We start from the raw sequence: 20,811 nt of genomic DNA, 5'->3' as shown, positions 1-20,811 counted from the left end.
TTTTCTTCGAAAAATCGGAAGCGCCCTCACACAGGCGCTGGCCCTAGCGTATCCAGAATCCCTTGGCCTTGATCTGATTGCGGATCTGCTGTTCGCGGCTTGGCAGATCATTGCGATCAAACATCGCCCGCACCTTTTGCCCGCGCCCCTGATAGACCATCCGCTTAAAGGCTTCGTGACCCTTCAGCAGTTTTTTAATCTTGTTGGGGGCGGTCACGGCTTCCATGACCTGTACAGCATGATCGCTTTCGCGGGCATACAGCAGCGGCAGCAGGCGGTAGTGACAGGTCACATCGCCGTCCAGACCCTTCAGTTCCGGCCCAGGACGACCGCCGCCGAAGCTGTGGATCACCAGTGGCAGGACGATCTGGTCAAGCCACGGGTCAAGTGGCTGGATCACCAACTCCTCTGGCGCATCGTCGCGCACGGCCTTGGCATAGTCCACAAACCGCTGGCCAAAGGCGGCCGGATCCGCACCGAAAAACCAGCCTGCGTTAAAATAAAGGTACCGCTGCCAATAGTCATCGGGATGTGACAAATCGAGGCTGGAGGCAAAATCCAGCCCGAAACGGTCATAGAGCGATTTCCAGACGGCCGTGTAGCCCGGCCAATACAGCTCTTCCTGCGGCCAGGTGCCTTCGCGGCGCATGGAGGCGGCGGGGCGGTTGAAATCCAATGGCAGGTCCGACAGTTCGCCGGTAATCAATGTGTCGGTGTCAAAGAACATGAACGGCTCGCCCGCAGGCAGGGCGGCCAGCCCCTCGATCTTGTTGCCATATGGATAGCTGCTGCCAAAAACTTGGCTGTCGAACGGCACGACCTGCGCGCCAAGTTCCAGCAGGGCGTCACGTATGTCTTGGCTCATCCGGGGATCATTGTCCCATTTCGGACCAGGCTGGGGTTCAACGACAAAAACACCACCGGCAAACTGCGGCGACATCTGGCGTAGCGAGGCCACGAAGACCAGAGCTTCGTACTGAAGGCGTCCGCCTTGCCCCACGATCATGATGTTGAAGGGCTGTCCGCCCGCTTGCATCCCTACCATGGTTGTCGCGTCCTATCTGGCCTTTGGGCGGACCATAACGGCTGCGCATCAGGCTGACCAGACGCGAACAGAGCTGGATCAGGGCCAGATCGCCGTGGCGCGGGGCACTTTCATAGGCGCAATTGCGATTCTGCCCCTCCCATTCGGGGCCAGATCGCTTATGGCTGCGGCAACCTATGGAGGGTGAATGATGACCTCGTCCACGACCGTGACCGAACTGGTCGCTGCCGCACGTGCAAATGCGCTGGCGGCGCAGAATACGATTGACGAAATCACGCGCGGTGGCGGCGCGGCCGCTGGCGACGATCAGGCGCAGGCGCTGCACGCGGCGATTGTCACGCTCGAACGCGAAGCGATCGACATCTATACCGCCTTCGAGGCACGGATGCAGCACCACTTCCGGCGCGGCCCGTTTTCCCGCAAGCTAAAGGCGCTGCTGATCGAAGCCGGAGAGGATGATTTGGCCGACCGTATCAATTTATACTATCTGGCGGTAAATGTGCTCAAACACGGCAAGGGAGACAGCTATCGCGCGCTGGTCAAAGATCCGTCGCCGTTGATCGTTCTGCGGTCTGCGCCGGATATGGCAATACCTATGGAAAATGCCGCTGACGCCGATCGTCCCGCCGGACTGGTGGATGTCACGCACCCCGGTTTCTTCCACGGACTGACCGATGCCATTGTGCAGGCAACAGCATTTCTGACGCAGCGGTAAAGCAAGGCCGTTGCGCGCATCAAAGCCGGCATAAAATCGAAAGCTGATAGCCCTATGCCCAATCCAAGTATGAAGGTGGTTCTGGTCACGCCCGAGATTCCGTTCAACACCGGAGCCATCGGCCGCACCTGTGTTGCACTGAATATGGAACTGATCCTGATCAAGCCCTATGGCTTTTCGCTGGATGAAAAATCCGTGCGCCGCGCCGGAACCGACTATTGGAAACATGTCCATCTGACCGAATACGAAAACTGGCAGGGCTTTCTGGACGCACGCCAGCCGCCGCGCGGCAGCTTGTATTTCTTTGAAGAACACGGCGCGCAAAGCGTCTTTGATCCGGTCTATCAGCCGGATGCCTATCTGGTCTTTGGCTGCGAATCCGCTGGCCTATCACCTGCAATACTGGCGGGCATGGATGACCGGGTTTTCAGTCTGCCGATGCGCAATCCGCTTGTGCGGTCGCTGAACCTTGCCAACGTCGCGACGGCTGTCGTTTATCAGGCTATGCGCACCCAGCTTGGCGGCTGACGCGGCGCTACTAGCTTATGTATGTGCGGGGGCAGGGGGTCTGGACGGCCAACCTCGAAAAGCGGCCGGTGCATACAGCGGCTTTGCCGCAGCGAAAGACAGACCTATCTTTCAGATACCGACAAGGCCCACGTCGAAATCCCCATGCCGCGAAGGATCTGCAAATGCCCGAAACCAGTATGCTGAAAAAAGCTGTCGTGCGGCATTCGCCGTCCACCGGAGCAGACAAGCCTGACGTCTGGGGCATATACGAGCCCGATACCGGATCAATCCAGTATATCTGCGCTGATCCGGCAACAAAAAAGGCGGCGCTGATCGATGTGGTCCGGAACTTTGACCCCGCCAGCTTCGCGACAGGCACAGACAGTATCGATCAGGTCCTGGACCTTGTGAAAAAGAACGGGCTTGTGGTTGATCGTATCCTCGATACCCATCCGCATGCGGATCACGTTATGGCGTCTACCCTGCTAAAGGCCCGCACCGGGACACCCAACGGCATTGGCGAAAAAGTGCGGGATATCGCGCAACTTTGGCGTGACATTTATAATATGCCAGATTCATTTGACCCTGAAGCAGATTTTGACCATCTGTTTGCGGACGGCGATCAATTTGCCTTAGGCAACCTGACGGTGCAGGTGATGCTGTCTGCCGGGCATACGCTTGGCTCGGTAACATATCTTTGCGGCAACGCAGCTTTTGTTCACGACACTTTCATGCAGCCCGACAGTGGCACGGCGCGCGCCGATTTTCCCGGTGGCAGCGCTGCCGATCTGTGGGAATCGCTGCAGGCCATTCTGGCTCTGCCCGCCGATACCCGCCTTTTCGTAGGGCATGATTACGGTGCGGCTGGACGCGACGCCCCCGAATGGGAAGCGACGGTGGCAGAGCATAAGGCACACAACATCCATGTCCGTGATGGCACGTCCCGGGCCGACTATATCAAGACCCGTCAGGACCGGGACGCGACCTTGCCCCTGCCGCAGCGCATGCTGGCGGCCCTGCAAATTAACCTGCGCGCCGGACAACTGCCCCTGCCCGAGGGAGACGGTGCGGCATACCTGAAAATTCCTGTCAACAAATTCTGAAGCGCAGCCGCGCGAGAAGGATAACCATTTCAGGGGTTTCGGATGGTGCTGTGAGAGAGGATTGAACTCTCGTATGGTCTATATAAAACAATGACTTACGCATGGATTTGTAACGTTGTAACGGACCTGTTTCTGACCGAAATTTCTTTCTTGAGCCTTGCTTTTGATCCGCCATGTTGGTGCACGTCACGTCTGATCCTGTAGTGAACGCGACTCGGGTGCAATAGCCCGCACATTCGCGGGCTACGAGGAGTTATTGCAAGCTAATGGCCTGATTTATTAGTGTTTTGCCAATACTCGTTCGATATTAAACCTAAATTGGCAAAATGAGCGCATATACATCTCTCGACGGTGACAGCATCCGCGATTTTGTAGATGTGCGTGATCGATACACCCTCCTTCTTAAAGCAGAACTGGAAGCCCGTCACAGCTACGGCGGGTCGATGAAGTTCGAGAGCCGCGGTGTGGCTGACTACCCTAACAGGCGGCCTTACCCATTTCGCAAGAAGGACCGAACGACCAGTCTGGCCTCTGTCAACTGCGGTGCCGCTCTCGCACTCGGGACAGGGCATATCGGCGTCAACGTCGCTGAGAATCCCGGTGGCTACTAAATTACTGCATTAGGCGCGGCGTTGCTTGATGAACAGAACAAGAGTTTTGCGATGATCGAAGAGAGCCGCATTCTTGTTAAAGGCTATTATAAATACTGACCATGAGCAACGGGGTAAAGTTCTTCGCCGAATTGCCTGACGACTACGAAAGGTCGCGTAAGATCGTCATCGTCATCGTCATCGTCATCGTCTTCGTCTTGCGCGGCAACGCGGTCTATGACTTCCATGCGACGCTTCATGAAGCCGCTTAGGCCGCTGCTGAGGTGCTTAAGGTGCGCCGGTAGCATTTGCTCAATTTCCTCATCCGCTACAACGGGAACTTAGAATTCGTCATTCGTGACTTCGACCGTGAGCCTGACATTCCTTTCGTCCGGAATTGCTTCATGCGTGAGCGCGTAACCGCGACGCGTCAGCCGTCGATCGACGAGTTGCGGCCGCACTGTATTCTCGAGATCTGCAATGCGGCATACACTGACGGCTAGATGATCGGTATTTACGTCCGGCCCGGTGTCAAGTTTCCCCATTTCGTGATTAGTCGTGAATTTTTAGGCTCCATCATATGAACAATACATTATTTTGTATGAAGGTTTGGTTAGCAACCTGCATGCTCTCGTTCCCCGGGTCGCACCTTGGTGCTACGCATATAAGCAGTGAGTGCTGAGCATGATAAAAACCCCCGCAGTCTGAACCTTGCGGTTTTAGCAATGTTATCAGTCACAGGCCCGCCGGCAAAAGCTGGCGGTTCTATATAAGTATAATAATTTTCTGTTTATTAATCGAATGTCATGATTTTGCAAGGAATAGGTCCTGAAATCGCGCTCTTTCTAAGCCGGCTTGGCTTCGAAACTGACGGAGGGCAGCGTTATTCCGCAGCGATCGACGCGGCTCCATCCGCCTTCGTGAGGCATTCAAGAACGGCACCGGCAACATGCCAGCCCAGCACGGGTGGCACGGCGTTTCCGATCATGCGCTCAGTCTCACGCAACTTTGCGTGAAATATGAATTCGTCCGGGAAGGTCTGAAAGCGGGCGGCTTCACGCATCGAGATCCGACGTGGCAGCTTGTAATGAAACTGGTTGTTCCCGTGGCATTCCGCACGGATAGTGTGTGCTGGAACGTCAGGGTTCAGAACGCGGCTGCCTTGATCGCTTGACGCCCGGGCGAGGCTCCAGACGTGACTGAATTCGAGATCTTGTTCTGCGCCTTCAAGATCTTCAATTGCCGCCCGAGAAGAGATCCAGTCAGGCTTTTCAAGCAGCGGGGTAGGGTGCTCGAACGGCACCGATCCGTTCAACACGCCAACAATCATCACACGCTCGCGCTTCTGCGGAACGCCGTATGCAGCTGCATGGTAAAGCTTGATGCTGACCTCGTAGCCAATGGCCTTGAAGTCGCTCAGAACTTTCGCAAGCGAGTCTTTGTTATATGCGTAAAGTAGGCCTCGGACATTCTCAGCGACAAAGATACGAGGCCGCATCTTTTCAACTGCATCGACCATGGCTTTGTAAAGGCCTGACCGTGCACCGGCCACGCCGGCCCGCTTTCCATTAATACTGATATCCTGGCACGGGAAACCGCCGATCACGACGTCACAGCTTTCAGGCATGCTGTCGATGTGATCCCAGACACTTCCAACGTGGATCTGATGACCCAGATTGGCTTCGTATGTTCGGCATGCATTCGGGTTTAGATCATTTGCCCATACAATTTCGAAAGGGTTCTTGGCGTAGTGCTTCCCACTGGCGTCGAAGCCACCCAAGAAGCCAAGGTCCATGCCGCCGCATCCGCTAAACATCGATACGACGGTATGCTTTTTCATCTTAAACCCCAAAAACGTTCTTTGACTGTTCTAGTCTCTGTTCCGTTAAAAACAAGTTTTGTGACGGTGTAAAGTCTACGGCGTAACCATCCGCGCGCTTCAGCCATTCAATAATACGTTGATCTTGCGGAACGTCGGACCCCCAATATTCGACGAACAGTGCCGGCTCGAGATAGGCTGCCGCCTCCCGCATTTCATCTTGTATCGCCATGATTGAACGCTCGACATAATGCCCGCCGCGTGCCGGCCCGGCGACACTGCCGGCAGAAAACAGGTCACGCGCTTGAGGGCAAAGGACGCCTCGGTAAGACATCATGTATGAAACCGGGTCGGTATATTTCCGGCGTTGCCGACCGCCGCCGCAGACCTGGGGGCAAAGTAGAACCGCTTCTGCGCGGATCGCACGCTTTTCATCTTGAGGCAGGTCCATGTAGAGCCGGATCTCCATGGAGAGTGTATGGGTTTGCTCATCCTCTGGCTTGTCTTCAAGCCACCACAGCCGCTCCCCCTCGTTTAGCCTACCTCGTGCATATTCCCTAATGTGCGTCATCTTATCGTGCATGTCGAGCTTGCGGAAATCTTCGTAAGTCGTGCCAATCTGATCAAATAGAGAACGTTCAGACCCGATCTCGATCTCGAAACGAGGAACATGGGACGTGCGAACGTGGATGATGCTGTTGCCGTAGTCTGCAAACATAACCTGCGGCGTGCCGCCCATTTTTCCATACATGATATATATGTTGTCGACGGCTGCGCTGCGCTTTCCTTCGGATACACTATTTGCGATGCAACGCCAGCTGTCGCTTTCGGTGGCTTTGACCTCAACACCAAAATTCCCGATCACAATATCAGGGAACGCCTGGACTTGCTCATCCCGGGCCGGGTCAAGGCCCAGTTCGACCAGGCGCTCAGAGATCCGGTGCCTGACTTGCGCTTCAAAGATTGCTGGCTTGTGCATCGAATTATCTGTGGTCACGTCTCGGTTCAGGCGTTCGGCCACTATTTCCAAAATCGCTTCGAACTCTGCAGCAGTCATGATAATCCTTATCCCAATGTGATAGCCGCCACCGGCATGGAATCGCTAGTAGGGCTCAAACTCAACTTTGACGTAAGTCCAGACCCTTGCAACAAGTGATCTTGCAAAGCGGCGGCGTAATGAACAGCAAGGCCGCCTTGTTGTGAGCATCGCGGTGCGGAACTTAGGGCTTAGCTATCGACGATAGTGCGCTGTCAGCACTGCCACTGAGTTTTAGAAAGCTGGTGGCTGAGCTTGATCTAGGCGGTGAGCCTAATAATCTAGAATGGTAAGAGTTCATTCCGCCATTCGTTGTTTGATAGGCAGTCATACTGTTTGCCGACGGGAAATATGTCCGAAGTTTTTCGCATCTGATCCGGAGGCTGGCTATAACGAAAGCACAACGAGCAATAAGTGCAGGAATCTTAGAGGCGGCATGTCTATCAACTTGAACAAGCGCACCGCGTAAGGCTCGCTAGACGCCATTTGGCCGCATTTTATGCTATTATCTAAATTTTTTTCTCTTTAATAGACAGGGGCTTACCCGTTGCCCTCAGTAACTACACACACCCCCTATACACCTGGTTAATCCCTAAGCCAGTCAGTCCATCTGACCCCAACACAAGAGCCACAAGCCAATGACGACCGCACGCGACCTAGCCACTTCAGCAATTAAGATAGCCATCCCCTACGGCCGGGTTTCTACGCTTGGACAAGAAGGTGAACTCGGACGCCAATGGGAGCGTCTTGCGATCTTGGCTGCCAAAGATGGTTACACGTTGCTGCCGTTCGAGACAGAAGTGCAGCAGGGCACTTTGTCGTCAGCAGATGATCGCCCCGTTCTGCATAGCTGCCTTCGGCGGGCCAAAGAGAACGGCTACAAAATACTGGCTGCAGATCCATCACGTATTTCTCGCAACGGCAAACACGCCAAACAACTTCATGATGCGTATCCCGACATGTTTGTGTTCGATGACTGCCTTTCAGCCTATGAAGGCCAGCCATGGTGGATCGAAGTAGCTGAGCATCATGAACACTTTCGGACGTTAGTTGGAATTGGCACAAAGTCCGCGATCGACAAGTTGAAACGCGCTGGTCAGGAATTTGGTCCGGCAGATGGTGGTAAGGCCGGGAATGAAGCGTCAGCTCTTGTTCGATCGAAGAAAAGCAGGTCGCTTGTAGAGCGGATGGCCGACTATCTCGCGATTGTGCCTAACCAAGATCTGCTCAGCCGAATGCAGATCGGGGAAATGTTTACAGCAGTAGGAATTCATCCGGCACGAAGCACAAATGAACGCCCAAAGCCATGGACCAAAGGAAGCATTACGAAGCCCCTAGGAGCAGCAAGAGCTATCTTGATGGGTAACGCGAAGGGGGCTCAGACCTCAGCGTCCTACGGCTCTCTTATCGACTCTGAAGGGCAAGCAGTAGGTGATGTGGACGCCTTATGCGATACACCCGGCAGTCTTGATGCTGCGGAGATTGAAGCCATGGCCGAGCATGAACTCATGAAGGACAACCCGCTGTGGGGGCGCTTCTAGGGCTGCGCTCTGCCCTGCATGCGCCTTGCGTAACCTTTACACTTCACGCGTCTGTTACCAGAAATGTAAACGTTCAGCCTTGCGCAAGCAACCAATGCCAACCTGACGATTTTTTAAATCACCAACAAAATAAGGCTATTGATCGATCCAACCTTGCATGCAAGGCGAAAGGCGTTTTTTGCCAAAATGTAAAGGTTCGACAAGGTTGCGCATTGCCATGCTAGTCGGGATCCGGCTGTCTCAGGCAGGCTGACATAAAGCAGATCAGAAGATCCGGAATACACCACAGACACCCCGCCTGCACACTGTGAAGCTCACCAGATGCTATCCGTCTATTGAGATCGCATCTGACGCAGACAACACAGAGAACGCGCTGTTGCGAATAGGTTAACTGACCTGCGGGGAACCGCTTGTAGGCCTAGCCGTTTTAGTTGGGGTCCAGCGCACCGGGGGGCACTAGGGCAAACGAAGCTTGGATTGCCTAGGTCCCTATATGAAGCAGGCACATGTATTGCACCGCGTCATGACATCTCGATTTGCCAATGATGAACTGGGATACAGAACCTGAAAGGCAACATTAGTCTGCGTCGCTCAATCTTCAAACAACTGGGGCTCGGACCAAACATGCCCACGGGCCCAACCGTTCAGCCCAGATACGATGGGTGCCGCTTCAACGTCCAAATCAGTCGAAAATGTCGACTCGCCCCTTCGAGCCTTTTTTGCTCATGTGGGAAGTCATCTTTGTATCTATCAGATGGCCCTTTCCAAACAAGGGCGGGATCTTGGTCACCTCGGACTGTCAGCGCTCGATGACGGACCAGTCGTCTCATCTGCTTTCTGTCGCTCCAAAAACAAATTTTGTTGACATTTTGGTTTGGTTATGGGTATTAGTAACCAGTAACCATAGCTGGAGGTTTGAATGGCACTTTCTAACACTGAAAAGCAGCGCCGTTATCGGGAGCGGCAGCGCGCGAAGCGTGCTGAGGAGCTAAAAACTGCTGACCAATTCTTCGGTGAAACTGTAAATCGCACCCCCTTTTTTAAAAGCTTTCAGGACGACGGAAATCTGAGCGACTTTCATCTATATTTCGACATTATGTGCATCGATGCCCCTGACTTTAAAGACGATAGCGGGCCAAAGAGTATGTTTGGACTTGTGGAAGACGCCGGCGATAACGCTGATCCATACGATGGAGCACATGGTTCGCTCGGTCGTGCCGAAGTGATGGTAGGGTGTCTTCTCGATGCCGCTACGACCTTGGCGGAGATGGTTCGGCGGCACAAACTTCGTGAGATTGATGCTCGCATTAAGGATTTCGAAAAGGAGCTTGTTCTCAATCCCTCGGCGGCACCTACAATTGCTCAACAATTGGCGAATTTAGTAAAGATGCGCGAGGATCTACAACATAGTGTCCGTTGGACAGTGCCTAATTGGCAGACAGCACTTTCTACCGGTTAGTAACTTAATCTCCAACATTACCCGCTAAGCAAAAGCGGCTTTCCCTCGCTGAGATAATTAATTTCGGCGAGCTTAGCGCCTTCCTGCACATAATTTCGCCCAAACCAACCCTAGCCGGCAGCCTTCGCTTTCATAGCGTGGTGCCGGACTGCCCCCCCCTTGTATGGAGACCAACGATGATGAATGCGAGTAATACCAATCTTTCCGATTTGCCAGACGGGTTTGAAGTCCGGGACGATGGGATATTCATGCTACCCGAAGCAGACAATATTAACGGTGCTCCCATGTGGCTCTGCGGACCTATTCGAGTGGAGGCAGTAACCCATGATTTAGGTAACCAGCGCTGGGGACGAAAGCTTGTGGCAACAGATGCCTTAGGCAATTCTCATACATGGATCATGAGCGCCGTCGAAATCTCTGATTTTAAGTTGGTTTTTAAGGAATTGCTCCACCGAGGCATCGAAGTCAGCCGTGATCGCTCTGCACAAAAAGTCCTGTCGACTTTTCTTCTTGACTGGAAACCAGCAAAAGCCACCCTCTTAACAGAGAAGGTAGGCTGGGCGGATGCGAGCTTCCGCACCTTTATTCTACGCGACGGCACAGCGCTTGGCCAAATGGAAGCAATCTATGCGCCGCGGCAATCGTTGTTTCAGCCACGGCCGATAATTCAAAATGGCACCCCTAGCGATTGGACAAAAGAGGTAGCGCAGCGGGCCGAAAACAATCCTGTTTTAGTAGTAGCGATCTCGCTCGCCTTTAGTGGACCACTCCTTCGTATTATGGGCCGTGACGGCTTCGGGCTGCACTTTAAAGGTCAGTCCTCTACTGGCAAAACGACGGCACTTCACGTTGCAACTTCTGTATGGGGGGGTCGCAGTCTGATCCAAACGTGCCGCACCACCGCGAATGCTCTTGAAGGTGCAGCAGTGTCAGCGGACGATAGCTTCTTAGCCTTAGACGAGCTGGGCGAAATTTCTGCGAAGGATGCCTCATTAGCGGCATACATGCTCGCAAATGGTCAAGGTAAAGGGCGCGCTACGTCTCGCGGCGCGGCAGCTACATTGCCTGAATGGCGAATGGTGTTTTTGTCGACCGGAGAAGTAAGCATTGCAGAAAAGCTGGGCGAAGCCGGCATTACTCCAATGGGTGGGCAAATTGTCAGGGTGATGGACATTACGGTGGATGGCCGCAATCATGGCATTTTCGACGATCTGCACGGAGAACCTTGTGCGGCCGATTTCTCCAATCGGCTGAAAAAATGCTGCGCAAACACATGTGGCACTGCAGGATCTGCATTCGTTGAAAAGCTGATTGCCTCAACCGCAGACCAGCACAAGAACCGTGAAAAAGTTCTTGAAAGAATTAAAGATCACCTCCTGAAGTCAGAAGGCGGGCCCCAAACTGAGCTCTCAATTCGGGTCGCTACGCAGTTCGCACTAATTGCATTGGCAGGCGAGATGGCGACGAAGTGTGGCCTTACAGGATGGAGTGCTGGCACAGCAATGCAAGCGGCTGCGGAGCTTTTCAAACAGTGGAAAATTGGGCAATTGGATCCCTATTCTCAAGATGAAATTGTTCGTCGTTTAAAAGGCTTTGTGTCTAGCGAGGCCGCGCGGCTTCAGTGGGTTGGCGGCTCGCATGTGCCCGATCAAGTCGGGTGGCAGGATGCAATCCGGATGATGTTCGACGACCAGGGATGGGCGGAGATTCATGAAGGCTTGGATCTGAAAGCTGTGGCAAGAGCCGCACGAGGCTATGGTATTCTTACAGGCACAGATGGATCAAATCTCAAATCGAAAGCGCCCATAGCTATTCCCGGTCGCCCGCGCCTGTATGTCGTGAACAAGTCTATACTCGGATCCTAAAACAAAAAGCGGTCGGACAACTCGGACAGATCGGACAGCCAAATCCGCACAAGCTGTCCGACTTGTCCGACCATTTGAGAGAGAGCCACTATTATTTACCAGCGGGAGCGCACGATCGGCGCATGAGCGCTTGCGGCGGTCTTTTGACTGCGCTCACACGAGCCATTGGTCACATGTCATAACCCACACCAGACGCCTGGGACTTATAGAAAAAACGACCGTCTTGCCTCATTTTTAAACAAGACGTTTTGTTCCCTGAAACTCGATCTCAGCATGAAAGGCCTCCACCGTGCCCAGACGCCCTCAACTTCCATCTTTCGTTGGCTACTCGCGCGTGTCTACTTTGCAGCAATCTTACAAAGGTCTTAGCCTCGATGGGCAGCAGGACGCGATCAGATCGTATGCACGGGTTGGAGGCAAAGGCCTGATCTCCTTGCACGAGGATATCAAAAGTGGCGCAGGGAATCCTATGTTGCGGCCAGACCTGCGTGATGCTTTGAAAAATGCCGAGCATCTGAAGTGCGCCATCCTTGTTACAAGTGTTTGCCGGTTAGGCCGGGATCTGCGGGTTTACGATATCTTGGTTGAGCGAGGAATTCCGGTGTGGGTGGTTGGCGAGGGCAAAATTGACCGTTCTGAACTAAAGGCACGTTTGCGTGCCGCGCGTGATTGGTTGGCTCGGAGGGCGCTCCAAGCAATTGCGGCGAATGTGAAGAAAAGCCCGGCGGAGCGTAAGAAATCCGTTCCTAATCTTCCGCACGCTCGCCGGCGTGGGACCTTGATAAACGCGGGTCGTGCTGAAGAACGCGATATGAAAATGTTCGGCATTTTTGACGTAAACCCCGTTCTTCTGGACGCCAGCAGAAAGGATCTGGCGCAGGCCTTGAACATTTCCGGCAACTTCAACATCGTAGATCAGTTTGATCGTCAAGAGCCGTGGACCGAACGGTCTGTCGGCCGTTTGCGACAGCGTTACCGGCAGCACTTACAAGAACAGTTGGAGTTGGACGATTGGGATAACGCAGGCGGCTTTGGTTGATATATTACAAATTCTGGCAAGGTCCCTTCGACTTTATCCTTCAAAGGGGGCTGCATCTTTAGAGTGGGTCTCAGAGGCCCTGGAAGGGCCTACTGAAGCGCTTCGTATAAATCTTTAAGAGGGGTGGCGGTAATTGGGATCCTGCGCCTGACGTGCGGGAAAAGGGCCTTATTCATCTACTCAAACTCTTAGCTTAAAAATGAAGCAAAGACTAAGCTAAGATCGGGCCTTTGATGGTGTCGGCGAATAGGTCTATGCGGCAAGGTCCGGCCCCAGATCGGCCCGCTTGCGCGCTCAGTATTTTCGTTCGAAGGTCGCCAGATTTGCCGGGGACTCTTTTGTAGGGTCGCCATTCAGGAACAAGCCGATAGCCTAGTCCTAGTAAAGGTTCGCCATCTTTCCGAATAGGTTATCTCCAATCGTAGGCGTGAGTAATGCTGAACATTCTTTATCGAATGCGACTTGATGTTTAATTATAGTGTTTTCTGACTATTGTTCAAAACGTGACGAAGTGGGTGTCTTCATCAGCGACTGGCGGCCCACTGAAGTCCTCCTTGTCCGGAATCCTCCCGAAGGCAATCTTGGCACCGACATAGCCACCGGGCACTTCTGTCTGTGGTCCCAACGATAGTGCCTGCGGTCCAAGCTTTGCGCGCAACCCATCCATCAGATCGCTGACCTTCTCCCATTTGGCGCGATCTGCCGTCTCCGATGCGCCACCAGATACGCCCAGTGACGCCGCAAAAAGGTCGCCCATCACCTCGGTGGTGCCAATCAGGCCGTGGATCATCACGCTCACAGAGCGTGGCTGAAAGGGCAGCCTGCGCTCGGCCTCTTTGAGTCCTGCGTCGAGAGCAGTCATGAACGTGTGGTCGTCGCGAGCCGGTGCAAATGATCCTTCCCAACTCCAGTGCTTGTCGTCCGATCGCCGGCCAGATGAGTTACGAGCTCCGCCACCTCTGAAGCTCAGCGTTAGCTTGGTTGCGCGGACATCGGCGCGGCGCACACGGCGAGCGGCACTCTCTGTCAGGAGCCTTGCGCAGATCTTTACTTTCTCCGGATTTCGCCAGTCACGCGGCAGCATCCGGCTATGACCGAACATGCTCTTCGTCGTGGCTGGGCGCTCGGTATGGTAGCCGTGGAGGCCGTTCCAGAACCTTTCGCCCTCTACGCTGCCCCAGATGGCCCGCGCTTGTTTGGGGGCCAACGCCCAAAGGTCATTAAAATTGTGAACCTTGGCTGCCTCAAGACGCGCGCGCATGCCTTTCGAGATGCCCGGTAGATCACCAAGGTCTATGTCGGACAGAGCCTGCGGCAGATCCTCGGCCTCGATAAGCTTGAAACCGTCCGGCTTATGCAATTCAGCCGCAATTTTGGCCAGAAGTTCGGTCGGTGCCATGCCGATTGAGCAGGTCAGCACGTCGCTGAACGCGGTGGAGAGAGCGGTCTTCAATTGCTGGGCAAGATCCTCAGCGCGCGCTCCTTCCGACGGCAGTAGGTTGCAGACTACCTCGTCAATCGATCTAACGTGAGCGACGGGCACGACTGTTTCGATCACATCCAAAATGCGTTTGTGTAGGCGGACATAGACGTCATGGCGTGCGACAACGAAGATCATGTCCGGAATAATCTCACGGGCCTTTGAGATTGGCGTATTTGATTTTACGCCATGTGCCTTGGCCTGCCGGCTAACCGCAATGCAGCCGGTGTGAGGCGAATCTAAGGGCACAACACCAACTGGGCGGCCGCGGAGATCTGGATTGAAATGCTGTTCGGCAGAGGCAAAGAAGCTGTCGAAATCCAAGTAGAGCCGCTCGATGCCGCGCGCCTGGCCGCGTGAATGCTGTGTCATGAGAGGCTCCGGACGAGAGTGTTCATCTTAGCTTTTTGGGACCCGGCAGACAATGCGACATGTCGGATGGCTGGGCACAGAAAAAGCCAAGATCGTTTCACTGGTGTAGCTTGACAGGTAACACACGGGTATCAGATAGAGGCGGAACATAACAAGAACAACGCAGGAGTCGTGGATGCCCCTCCATCCCATCGAAGCCCCCATTTTGGCAGACCGACACATCATTGGCATGCCTGCCATGCGTGTTAGTGCAGGGTTTCCGTCCCCCGCAGGTGATGATCTCGAAGACGAGATTGATCCTATCGCTTGGGTTGTGCGTCACCCCGCCTCTACGTTCTGGTGGCGCGTGGAAGGTGATTGCCTTTGGGATGTCGGCATCCGCGACGGTGACATTATTGCTGTCGATCGCGCAGGCAAGCGGCGGCTTGGTCGTGCTGTTCTCGCTGTGGTCGAGGGTGCGGTGACAGCGAAGATCCTGCGCAAACGGGATGGCAGGTTCTACCTAGCACCGGCCAACAGTCGGGAGTCCTATCCGGACATCGAGCTGACTGAGGATAGCGAGATTTGGGGAGTCATTGCCGGCATTGTGCGGCGATATGATTTGGCGTGACGCGGCCCATTGCAATCAGTGACAGTGCGAATTTTTATGTGAGTGCCGAGCGGATCTTCGACCCCACGCTGAAGAACGTTCCCGTCATTGTTCTGTCTAACAACGATGGCTGCGCCGTGGCCCGCAGCGATGAAGCAAAGGCCCTTGGCATCAAGATGGGGGAGCCGCTGCACCTGATCCGTGACAAGGTTAAGGCCCATGGTATCCGCGTTTTCTCGTCAAACTACACTCTCTACGGCGATATCAGCAGAAGGGTGGTAGAGGTTTACGAGGACTATACACCGACCGTGGAGGTCTACTCGATCGATGAATGCTTTCTGGATTTTACCGGGTTTAAGGATCGCACTGCTCACGCCAAGGCACTCCGTCGAGATGTGCTACGCAGGGTAGGGGTGCCGGTGCGTGTGGGTATCGCACCAACAAAGACCTTGGCGAAATGCGCCAACGACATTGCAAAGAAGAACCCCATCTTTGCGGGTGTGCTCGACATGATGGATCAATCGCTGGCTGATTGGTTGCTACCACTTGTGCCTGTCGGTGACATTTGGGGCATCGGCCGCAAGACGCAAGCCAAGTTACAAGGCCTCGGCATCGGCACGGCCGCTGAGTTGCGAGACATGCCGCTGCGGCAAGCCCGCGCACTTGGCACCGTCGTATTGGAGCGCACTGTGTTGGAGCTACAAGGGGAACCCTGCATCGCTTTCGATGACGTGGAGCCACAGCGCAAGGGTATGGCTGTCACGCGGTCTTCAGGCACGCCGATGACGGACTTCAATACGCTGTTTCAGGCAATCACTGCGCATGTGACCCGTGCTGCAGAGAAGTTAAGGCAGCATGGCCTGGTGGCGGGAACACTCACAGTGTTTTTCCACACAAACCGCCACCTTCAGGATCGTCCGCAGTATGCTGGCTCACGATCGACACGATTGACGCCGATGTCGTCGGACACGTTCGATCTTGTCGGGGCGGCGAAGCGGTGTGCCTTGGCGGCGTGGCCGAAAATTGGCGCGACGTCCTACGGGTTCACTAAGGCGGGCGTCATGCTCGACGATTTGCTGCCCTATGAGCAGCGGCCGCTGACCTTATTCGATGTTTATCGGGAGGGTTCGCCAGCGCTGATGCATGCTTTGGATGAGGTGAACGGGCGGTTTGGGAAGAAGACAATGGTTTTGGCCAGTGAGGGGATGACGAAATCATGGCAGTTGCGGGCCGATCACCGTAGTCCGCGCTACACAACGCGTATGAGCGATTTGCCTGTGGTAAGGTAGGCAGGCGGGCAAGAAAATATTTTCTCCCACAGCCAAAGAGTTCTTACTCGCTTCATCCGGCCCAAAGGAGACATCCAGATTAAGCTTTCAAATTGTAGTGGATCGCGAAAAGCTGTCATTTAGGTGCCCGGTTGACCAAGGCCGTCATTCTTGAGGGCACTCACCAGAACCCGTATGGCGGTTGCAATCGATTTCCGTGATCCAGTCACGCTCCTTAGAAAAGCCAAAAGGCAGTTATATGACCAAATACAAGAAGATTGAGATGTTGGGCTCTATTCTCATGGCCTTAGGCTTTGTTTGCCAGTTCTTTTTGCTGACGCCTATGGCCGAAGATAAACGACTTTCCTTCACAATAGACATTATGGAGAACCAAGCGCGAATTTACACTGCCATCTACGAGGGCGCTTTAGCTGAAAACGTTGGTCAAGAAATTGATACAACGAGATTGGCTGAAAATGGACCAACCTATTATGATGAAGCTATAAGCAGACTTCACACCCTAGACAGACAATCCAGCTTTCTCAGTTACGTCTTCGGAACCTTCTTCGTTGTTGGTTCAGCCCTCACGATCTTTGCGAGGTATCGCGAAACCTAACGGCACCTAACGGCCATATGAACGTTAGGCGCAGGATGACCGCTCCCGGCGCCCAAGTAGGCTAAAAATTAGTTGCCGACATCAGTTCACTTCTCCAAAGCAGCTATTCAATGCTCAACTTATCCGAATGAGTTCATGCATGTCTCGCAGAGGGCGTTCTTCAAATTCTCCCTCTGTCAAAACTAAAGGATGAAATGTTTCACCAAAAACCTCTGATAGATATAAAGTCATCCCCATCAACTTCTTTGAAGCTGGAAGAATTCTTCCAAACTCACAGCGAAGCACAAATAGAATATCGATATCATTGAATTCTTGCCCCCTAAAGAAGGACCCAAATCCGTAAATGCCAAGGACCTCAGGAACTTCTCGTTGAATACAGCGGGTTTCCCTCTTTATCCCTCTTGTGATATCTCCAGTAGTCTTCGCGGAAAAGCGCTCCGCTAATTTCGGTTGAGTTAAAAAGACCGATACCTGATTCAATGCAGTATTCCTTAGCTTCCATTGTGTATCCGTTCCACGCACCGCCTACATAAATAATGTTTGTCCCCGGGAAGGTCTCCAAGACCTCCAGAACCTTTGCCAACCCACAAGTGTATTCGTTTATACAAACGACTCGCAACTTGTCACCCAAACTTGTTGCTATATCGAACTGAATATCCTTTTTACGCTCAACACTCTCAACGGATTTGTGGCTGTCAAGAATTTGTAAAAGGAAACTTATTTGAGGAAGCGTCACGCCGAAGTCGTTTGAACCGTTTGTCATCTTGTCATCCCCTCAATATCTTCGGAAAACTTCTCCGGAAATAGCGGGTAATGTTCGACTCTATCATACTGATTTCCTTCGAAAGCTTCAGCGTGCATTTTGAATCTCGGAAAGCTGGGGGCTGCCGAAGCGGGGATAAGTTTTGAGTGCCGCTCCATCAAAGATATGATCCTTCGGTTGTTGGGAAGAAGGGTGTCCAGCTTTCGAGCCTTCCATATCGCTTGGGCAGTGGACGCGGGATTTTCCGTAGCCGTTTTAGATTTGGGGCCATACTCTTCAAAGTGCGTGCGGTTCTCGAGCAAAAGGCGCTGCACCTCCTGTGCGACTTCCAATGCCGTTGAATACTTGCCTTCTGTTGCCCACCCATCAACCCAGTCTTCGTGGTTCTTTTTCCAACTTCTCAGGGCTTCTACAGAGAATGTCCCTTCTGGTGCCTTGTCGATAGTGCGATGGCACGTTGGACAAAGAAGTATCAGATTGTCATAAGTGTCGTCCCCGCCACCATCGGTGCCACGCGGCCCGTCAGGGCTTTGTGCAATTTGATGTGCCATTTCGCCGGTCAAGAAGCTCTTCCGATCGGCCCCGGTTGCGGTCAATTTTGCGCGACATTCGGGATTGCTACATATGCCAGCGGCTCGTCCCCACAGAAGTTTTGTATCTTTTGCCAAGAAAGCCATCTTTACTCCCAAGTTCAGTGCTTCACACCCGACTCAAATTGCCTTTAAGGCAGTCTATCTGAATTGCCTTGTCCGAAAGGTTGTAGCCTAAAACCGCATGTTAAGAACAGGCGTCCTGCAGGCAGTTTTCATTGCCGGACCCGCCGATTAAAGGAAATAACCGCCCGGCCGACACCGCGGCGACTGACGTGATCTCTTCAAGAAGACCTAACTGCTCCGCTTCGCATTGCGGTCGCTAGGGGCCTGCGCAGCGAACGACCGCTTCCCGCCCATCCGGCCCTCGCTTGCAGATATGTTGGACAGCCACACCTAGTCGAACATTTCTTTGCCGAACTAGCCCCAAGTAAAGATGCTTCTGAAAATCAGGTCGCAAGGCTAATTTGAACCCTCGCATTGGATCAGCACCGTCGCATCGCGTAATTGGTCCGCTAGGTCTTCTGGTGTAATCTCCTCTGACAGTTCTGTCGTTCTGATGACGACGTCGTTCAGGCCAGCGAACATCGCACCCATAGCGCCTCGGATCCCGAAGTTGATATTCTGGGGCTCTGCACCGGATCGCTCCTTGGTGTATTCGTAGTTTAGTCTAGCAACCACAATGCCCACCACCCGGCCGTAGCGGTCGACAATAGGCCCGCCAGAATTTCCAGGCTGCACGGGCGCAGAGATCTGCATACGGGTGGCATCTTCCAGCCCTTCCATTGATGAAACACTGCCGCGGGTAATGTTCAGTCCGTTTAGGATCCCTTGAAGGGGAAAACCTGCAATAGTGATGTCGCTGTTGAGCCGAGCGGGCTTCGCTGCAAATGACAAGAAGTGTTCAGTTTGATGAGGAACCACAGGAGCAAGTAGGGCCAAGTCGAAGGTATCTGACGCAGCGATCACGCGCAGGGCCTCTCCTTCGACCGTCAGCGTGTCGCAATCTTTAATGACGTGGGCATTCGTCATGATCGCCGCATCGGCATTGATATAGAAGCCGGACCCGGTCGCAGAGAAACGTTCTGTCGGCGATGGCGCTGCAGCAGGTGGGGGTGGTGCCACAGGTGGCGGGTTGGTCGTGGCAGCGACATCAGCGCTGCGACCAGCTTCATATTCTGAAACCGCGGCTTCAACTAGCTTCATGAGGTAGCCGCTATTCGAAACGTCTAGCGATGGAGCTCTGCCGATCTGAAAGCCAGAAGCCATTAGGGCAGGGCGGTTACTTTTATCCTCAAGCTGGTTCACGATGTAAACCGTCGACCACAGCCCATCCGCCGGATCGCGTAGGGAGCGAGCATAGGCGTAAAAGCTGCCGGACTTTGTTCCGGTGACGATCAGCCCGTCAGACTGGCTTTCATAGAGCGGCCCCCAGTTGTCGGAGTTACGTCGGATGTTGAGATGGAAGTCCACTACATCCGTCTGGTTGCCAACATAAAAACGCGTTGCGATAGACCCATCGTAGCTATCGATTTCTGTTGTTCGGGTCTCGGTGTTATCAAGCGCAGACATGGTGGCTGCCGGATAATAAAGGCTGGCATTTATCGCCGGCATGTAGAGATTGGTCCAGCGGTCCTCCTCGATGACGTCGGCTGTAAGGATTGCAAGGATGGCGGCGCTACGGTTGGTGTCCATCCAGCCTTCTTCCGTGAGGAAGGCTTCATATGCCGTCTGGCTGCCACGGCCCCATTCACCGTCTGTCAGCCCGCTGTAGGTGCCCTGTAGCGTCAGTCCGGCTTGTAGGTATCGCTTCTCCTGTGTCGTCAGCGGACGAGCATCAAAGGGCGCATCAAGGCTAGTATTTGTGCCAGATGTGCTTGGTATGGCTGAGCTGACAGGTCGGCTCCACGCAACGCTGACATAGGCCTCACCAGTAGAACAGTAGCTATCTGGAGGAATGGTAGCACGCGCTGCCAAGGAGGCTACGAAATCGCTCGATCCCGCATTCGGGATCGTCCCTACGGAAATCGCATACCACCCGTTGCGAGAGGCAAAAATCGTATCCGCGTTTATAGCGTTGTCGCGGATGTAGTTAAGGGCTTCTGGCACTGACTGGCGTGATGCAACGATGATCGCGCAGTCGCCGGGTTTAACGAAGTCCGCCAATGCAGCCGTCGGGAAAGCGAGTATAAATGCAAATGCGCAAATCTGACGGGCGAACAAGACAGTTCCTCCTTAGGGGTTAACACAACGTTAAGGTGTGCTGGCCAACTTGGTCAATTATGTGACCTGATCAAACTAAGCGACAGGCTTTTGTGTGACTTACGGAGCTTCAACACTAGCAGTTCCCAATCAGCCCCTACCTGCGCGACGCTATAAAGAAAGTGCAGCAATCAGCTGCGTGATCTTAT

General features: G+C 53.7%; 18 protein-coding genes. 11 read left to right on the top strand and 7 right to left on the bottom strand.

What is annotated here, in order from left to right; all coding sequences use genetic code 11:
* Positions 1–43 precede the first annotated feature (43 nt).
* Positions 44–1,045: a hypothetical protein gene (locus SJY10_RS12555; protein WP_386683083.1), complete on the bottom strand. Its 1,002-nt coding sequence runs from the start codon at positions 1,043–1,045 to the stop codon at positions 44–46.
* A 187-nt stretch (positions 1,046–1,232) separates the two neighbouring features.
* Here SJY10_RS12555 and SJY10_RS12550 point away from each other — a divergent pair, with 187 nt between their 5' ends.
* From SJY10_RS12550 to SJY10_RS12535, 4 genes are all read left to right on the top strand, one after another.
* Positions 1,233–1,760: a hypothetical protein gene (locus SJY10_RS12550; protein ID WP_386683080.1), complete on the top strand. Its 528-nt coding sequence runs from the start codon at positions 1,233–1,235 to the stop codon at positions 1,758–1,760.
* Positions 1,761–1,814: 54 nt separating this feature from the next.
* On the top strand, positions 1,815–2,288 hold the full coding sequence (locus tag SJY10_RS12545; RefSeq protein ID WP_386683077.1) for a tRNA (cytidine(34)-2'-O)-methyltransferase: 474 nt from the start codon (positions 1,815–1,817) through the stop codon (positions 2,286–2,288).
* Positions 2,289–2,452: 164 nt separating this feature from the next.
* The gene (locus SJY10_RS12540; RefSeq protein WP_386683075.1) at positions 2,453–3,373 is read left to right on the top strand and encodes an MBL fold metallo-hydrolase; all 921 of its coding nucleotides are present in this window, start codon (positions 2,453–2,455) and stop codon (positions 3,371–3,373) included.
* A gap of 712 nt (positions 3,374–4,085) precedes the next feature.
* Positions 4,086–4,235, top strand: coding sequence for a hypothetical protein (locus SJY10_RS12535; RefSeq protein WP_386683072.1), 150 nt, complete (start codon positions 4,086–4,088; stop codon positions 4,233–4,235).
* Positions 4,236–4,846: 611 nt separating this feature from the next.
* Here the strand turns inward: SJY10_RS12535 and SJY10_RS12530 are convergent.
* Complete coding sequence (locus tag SJY10_RS12530; protein ID WP_386683069.1) at positions 4,847–5,803, bottom strand: DNA cytosine methyltransferase; 957 nt, start codon at positions 5,801–5,803, stop codon at positions 4,847–4,849.
* Between the two features lies 1 nt (position 5,804).
* The gene (locus SJY10_RS12525; protein WP_386683067.1) at positions 5,805–6,839 is read right to left on the bottom strand and encodes a hypothetical protein; all 1,035 of its coding nucleotides are present in this window, start codon (positions 6,837–6,839) and stop codon (positions 5,805–5,807) included.
* Positions 6,840–7,456: 617 nt separating this feature from the next.
* Here SJY10_RS12525 and SJY10_RS12520 point away from each other — a divergent pair.
* The 4 genes from SJY10_RS12520 to SJY10_RS12505 all read left to right on the top strand — a co-directional run bounded on the left by SJY10_RS12520 (position 7,457) and on the right by SJY10_RS12505 (position 12,722).
* Positions 7,457–8,359, top strand: coding sequence for a recombinase family protein (locus SJY10_RS12520; RefSeq protein WP_386683064.1), 903 nt, complete (start codon positions 7,457–7,459; stop codon positions 8,357–8,359).
* Between the two features lie 919 nt (positions 8,360–9,278).
* Entirely contained in the window at positions 9,279–9,818 is a 540-nt protein-coding gene (locus SJY10_RS12515) for a hypothetical protein (protein ID WP_386683062.1), read from the top strand.
* Positions 9,819–9,994: 176 nt separating this feature from the next.
* On the top strand, positions 9,995–11,683 hold the full coding sequence (locus SJY10_RS12510; RefSeq protein ID WP_386683060.1) for a DUF927 domain-containing protein: 1,689 nt from the start codon (positions 9,995–9,997) through the stop codon (positions 11,681–11,683).
* A gap of 289 nt (positions 11,684–11,972) precedes the next feature.
* The gene (locus SJY10_RS12505; RefSeq protein ID WP_386683058.1) at positions 11,973–12,722 is read left to right on the top strand and encodes a recombinase family protein; all 750 of its coding nucleotides are present in this window, start codon (positions 11,973–11,975) and stop codon (positions 12,720–12,722) included.
* A gap of 496 nt (positions 12,723–13,218) precedes the next feature.
* Here SJY10_RS12505 and SJY10_RS12500 read toward each other — a convergent pair whose 3' ends face one another.
* A complete protein-coding gene (locus tag SJY10_RS12500) occupies positions 13,219–14,574 on the bottom strand; it encodes a Y-family DNA polymerase (protein WP_386683056.1) in 1,356 nt (451 codons plus the stop codon).
* Positions 14,575–14,749: 175 nt separating this feature from the next.
* Between SJY10_RS12500 and SJY10_RS12495 the strand changes: the two genes are divergently transcribed.
* From SJY10_RS12495 to SJY10_RS12485, 3 genes are all read left to right on the top strand, one after another.
* A complete protein-coding gene (locus SJY10_RS12495) occupies positions 14,750–15,184 on the top strand; it encodes a LexA family transcriptional regulator (protein WP_254248363.1) in 435 nt (144 codons plus the stop codon).
* Positions 15,181–16,452: a Y-family DNA polymerase gene (locus tag SJY10_RS12490; RefSeq protein WP_386683053.1), complete on the top strand. Its 1,272-nt coding sequence runs from the start codon at positions 15,181–15,183 to the stop codon at positions 16,450–16,452. The genes SJY10_RS12495 and SJY10_RS12490 overlap by 4 nt, the downstream gene beginning before the upstream one ends.
* Positions 16,453–16,690: 238 nt before the next feature.
* Positions 16,691–17,047 (top strand): hypothetical protein, encoded by a 357-nt coding sequence (locus SJY10_RS12485; protein ID WP_386683051.1) that lies wholly within the window; start codon positions 16,691–16,693, stop codon positions 17,045–17,047.
* A gap of 355 nt (positions 17,048–17,402) precedes the next feature.
* Here SJY10_RS12485 and SJY10_RS12480 read toward each other — a convergent pair whose 3' ends face one another.
* The 3 genes from SJY10_RS12480 to SJY10_RS12470 all read right to left on the bottom strand — a co-directional run bounded on the left by SJY10_RS12480 (position 17,403) and on the right by SJY10_RS12470 (position 20,623).
* Positions 17,403–17,810, bottom strand: coding sequence for a hypothetical protein (locus tag SJY10_RS12480; protein ID WP_386683049.1), 408 nt, complete (start codon positions 17,808–17,810; stop codon positions 17,403–17,405).
* Complete coding sequence (locus SJY10_RS12475) at positions 17,807–18,478, bottom strand: HNH endonuclease (RefSeq protein ID WP_386683047.1); 672 nt, start codon at positions 18,476–18,478, stop codon at positions 17,807–17,809. Before SJY10_RS12475 ends, SJY10_RS12480 begins: the two co-directional genes overlap by 4 nt.
* A 384-nt stretch (positions 18,479–18,862) precedes the next feature.
* The gene (locus SJY10_RS12470) at positions 18,863–20,623 is read right to left on the bottom strand and encodes a serine protease (RefSeq protein WP_386683045.1); all 1,761 of its coding nucleotides are present in this window, start codon (positions 20,621–20,623) and stop codon (positions 18,863–18,865) included.
* Positions 20,624–20,811 lie beyond the last annotated feature (188 nt).

This window comes from Loktanella sp. R86503 (genome assembly GCF_042466455.1).
In the GTDB taxonomy this organism is placed as follows: Bacteria; Pseudomonadota; Alphaproteobacteria; order Rhodobacterales; family Rhodobacteraceae; genus Loktanella.
The sequence above is the reverse complement of the archived record's forward strand: the minus strand, read 5'-3'. Positions and strand labels throughout refer to the sequence as shown.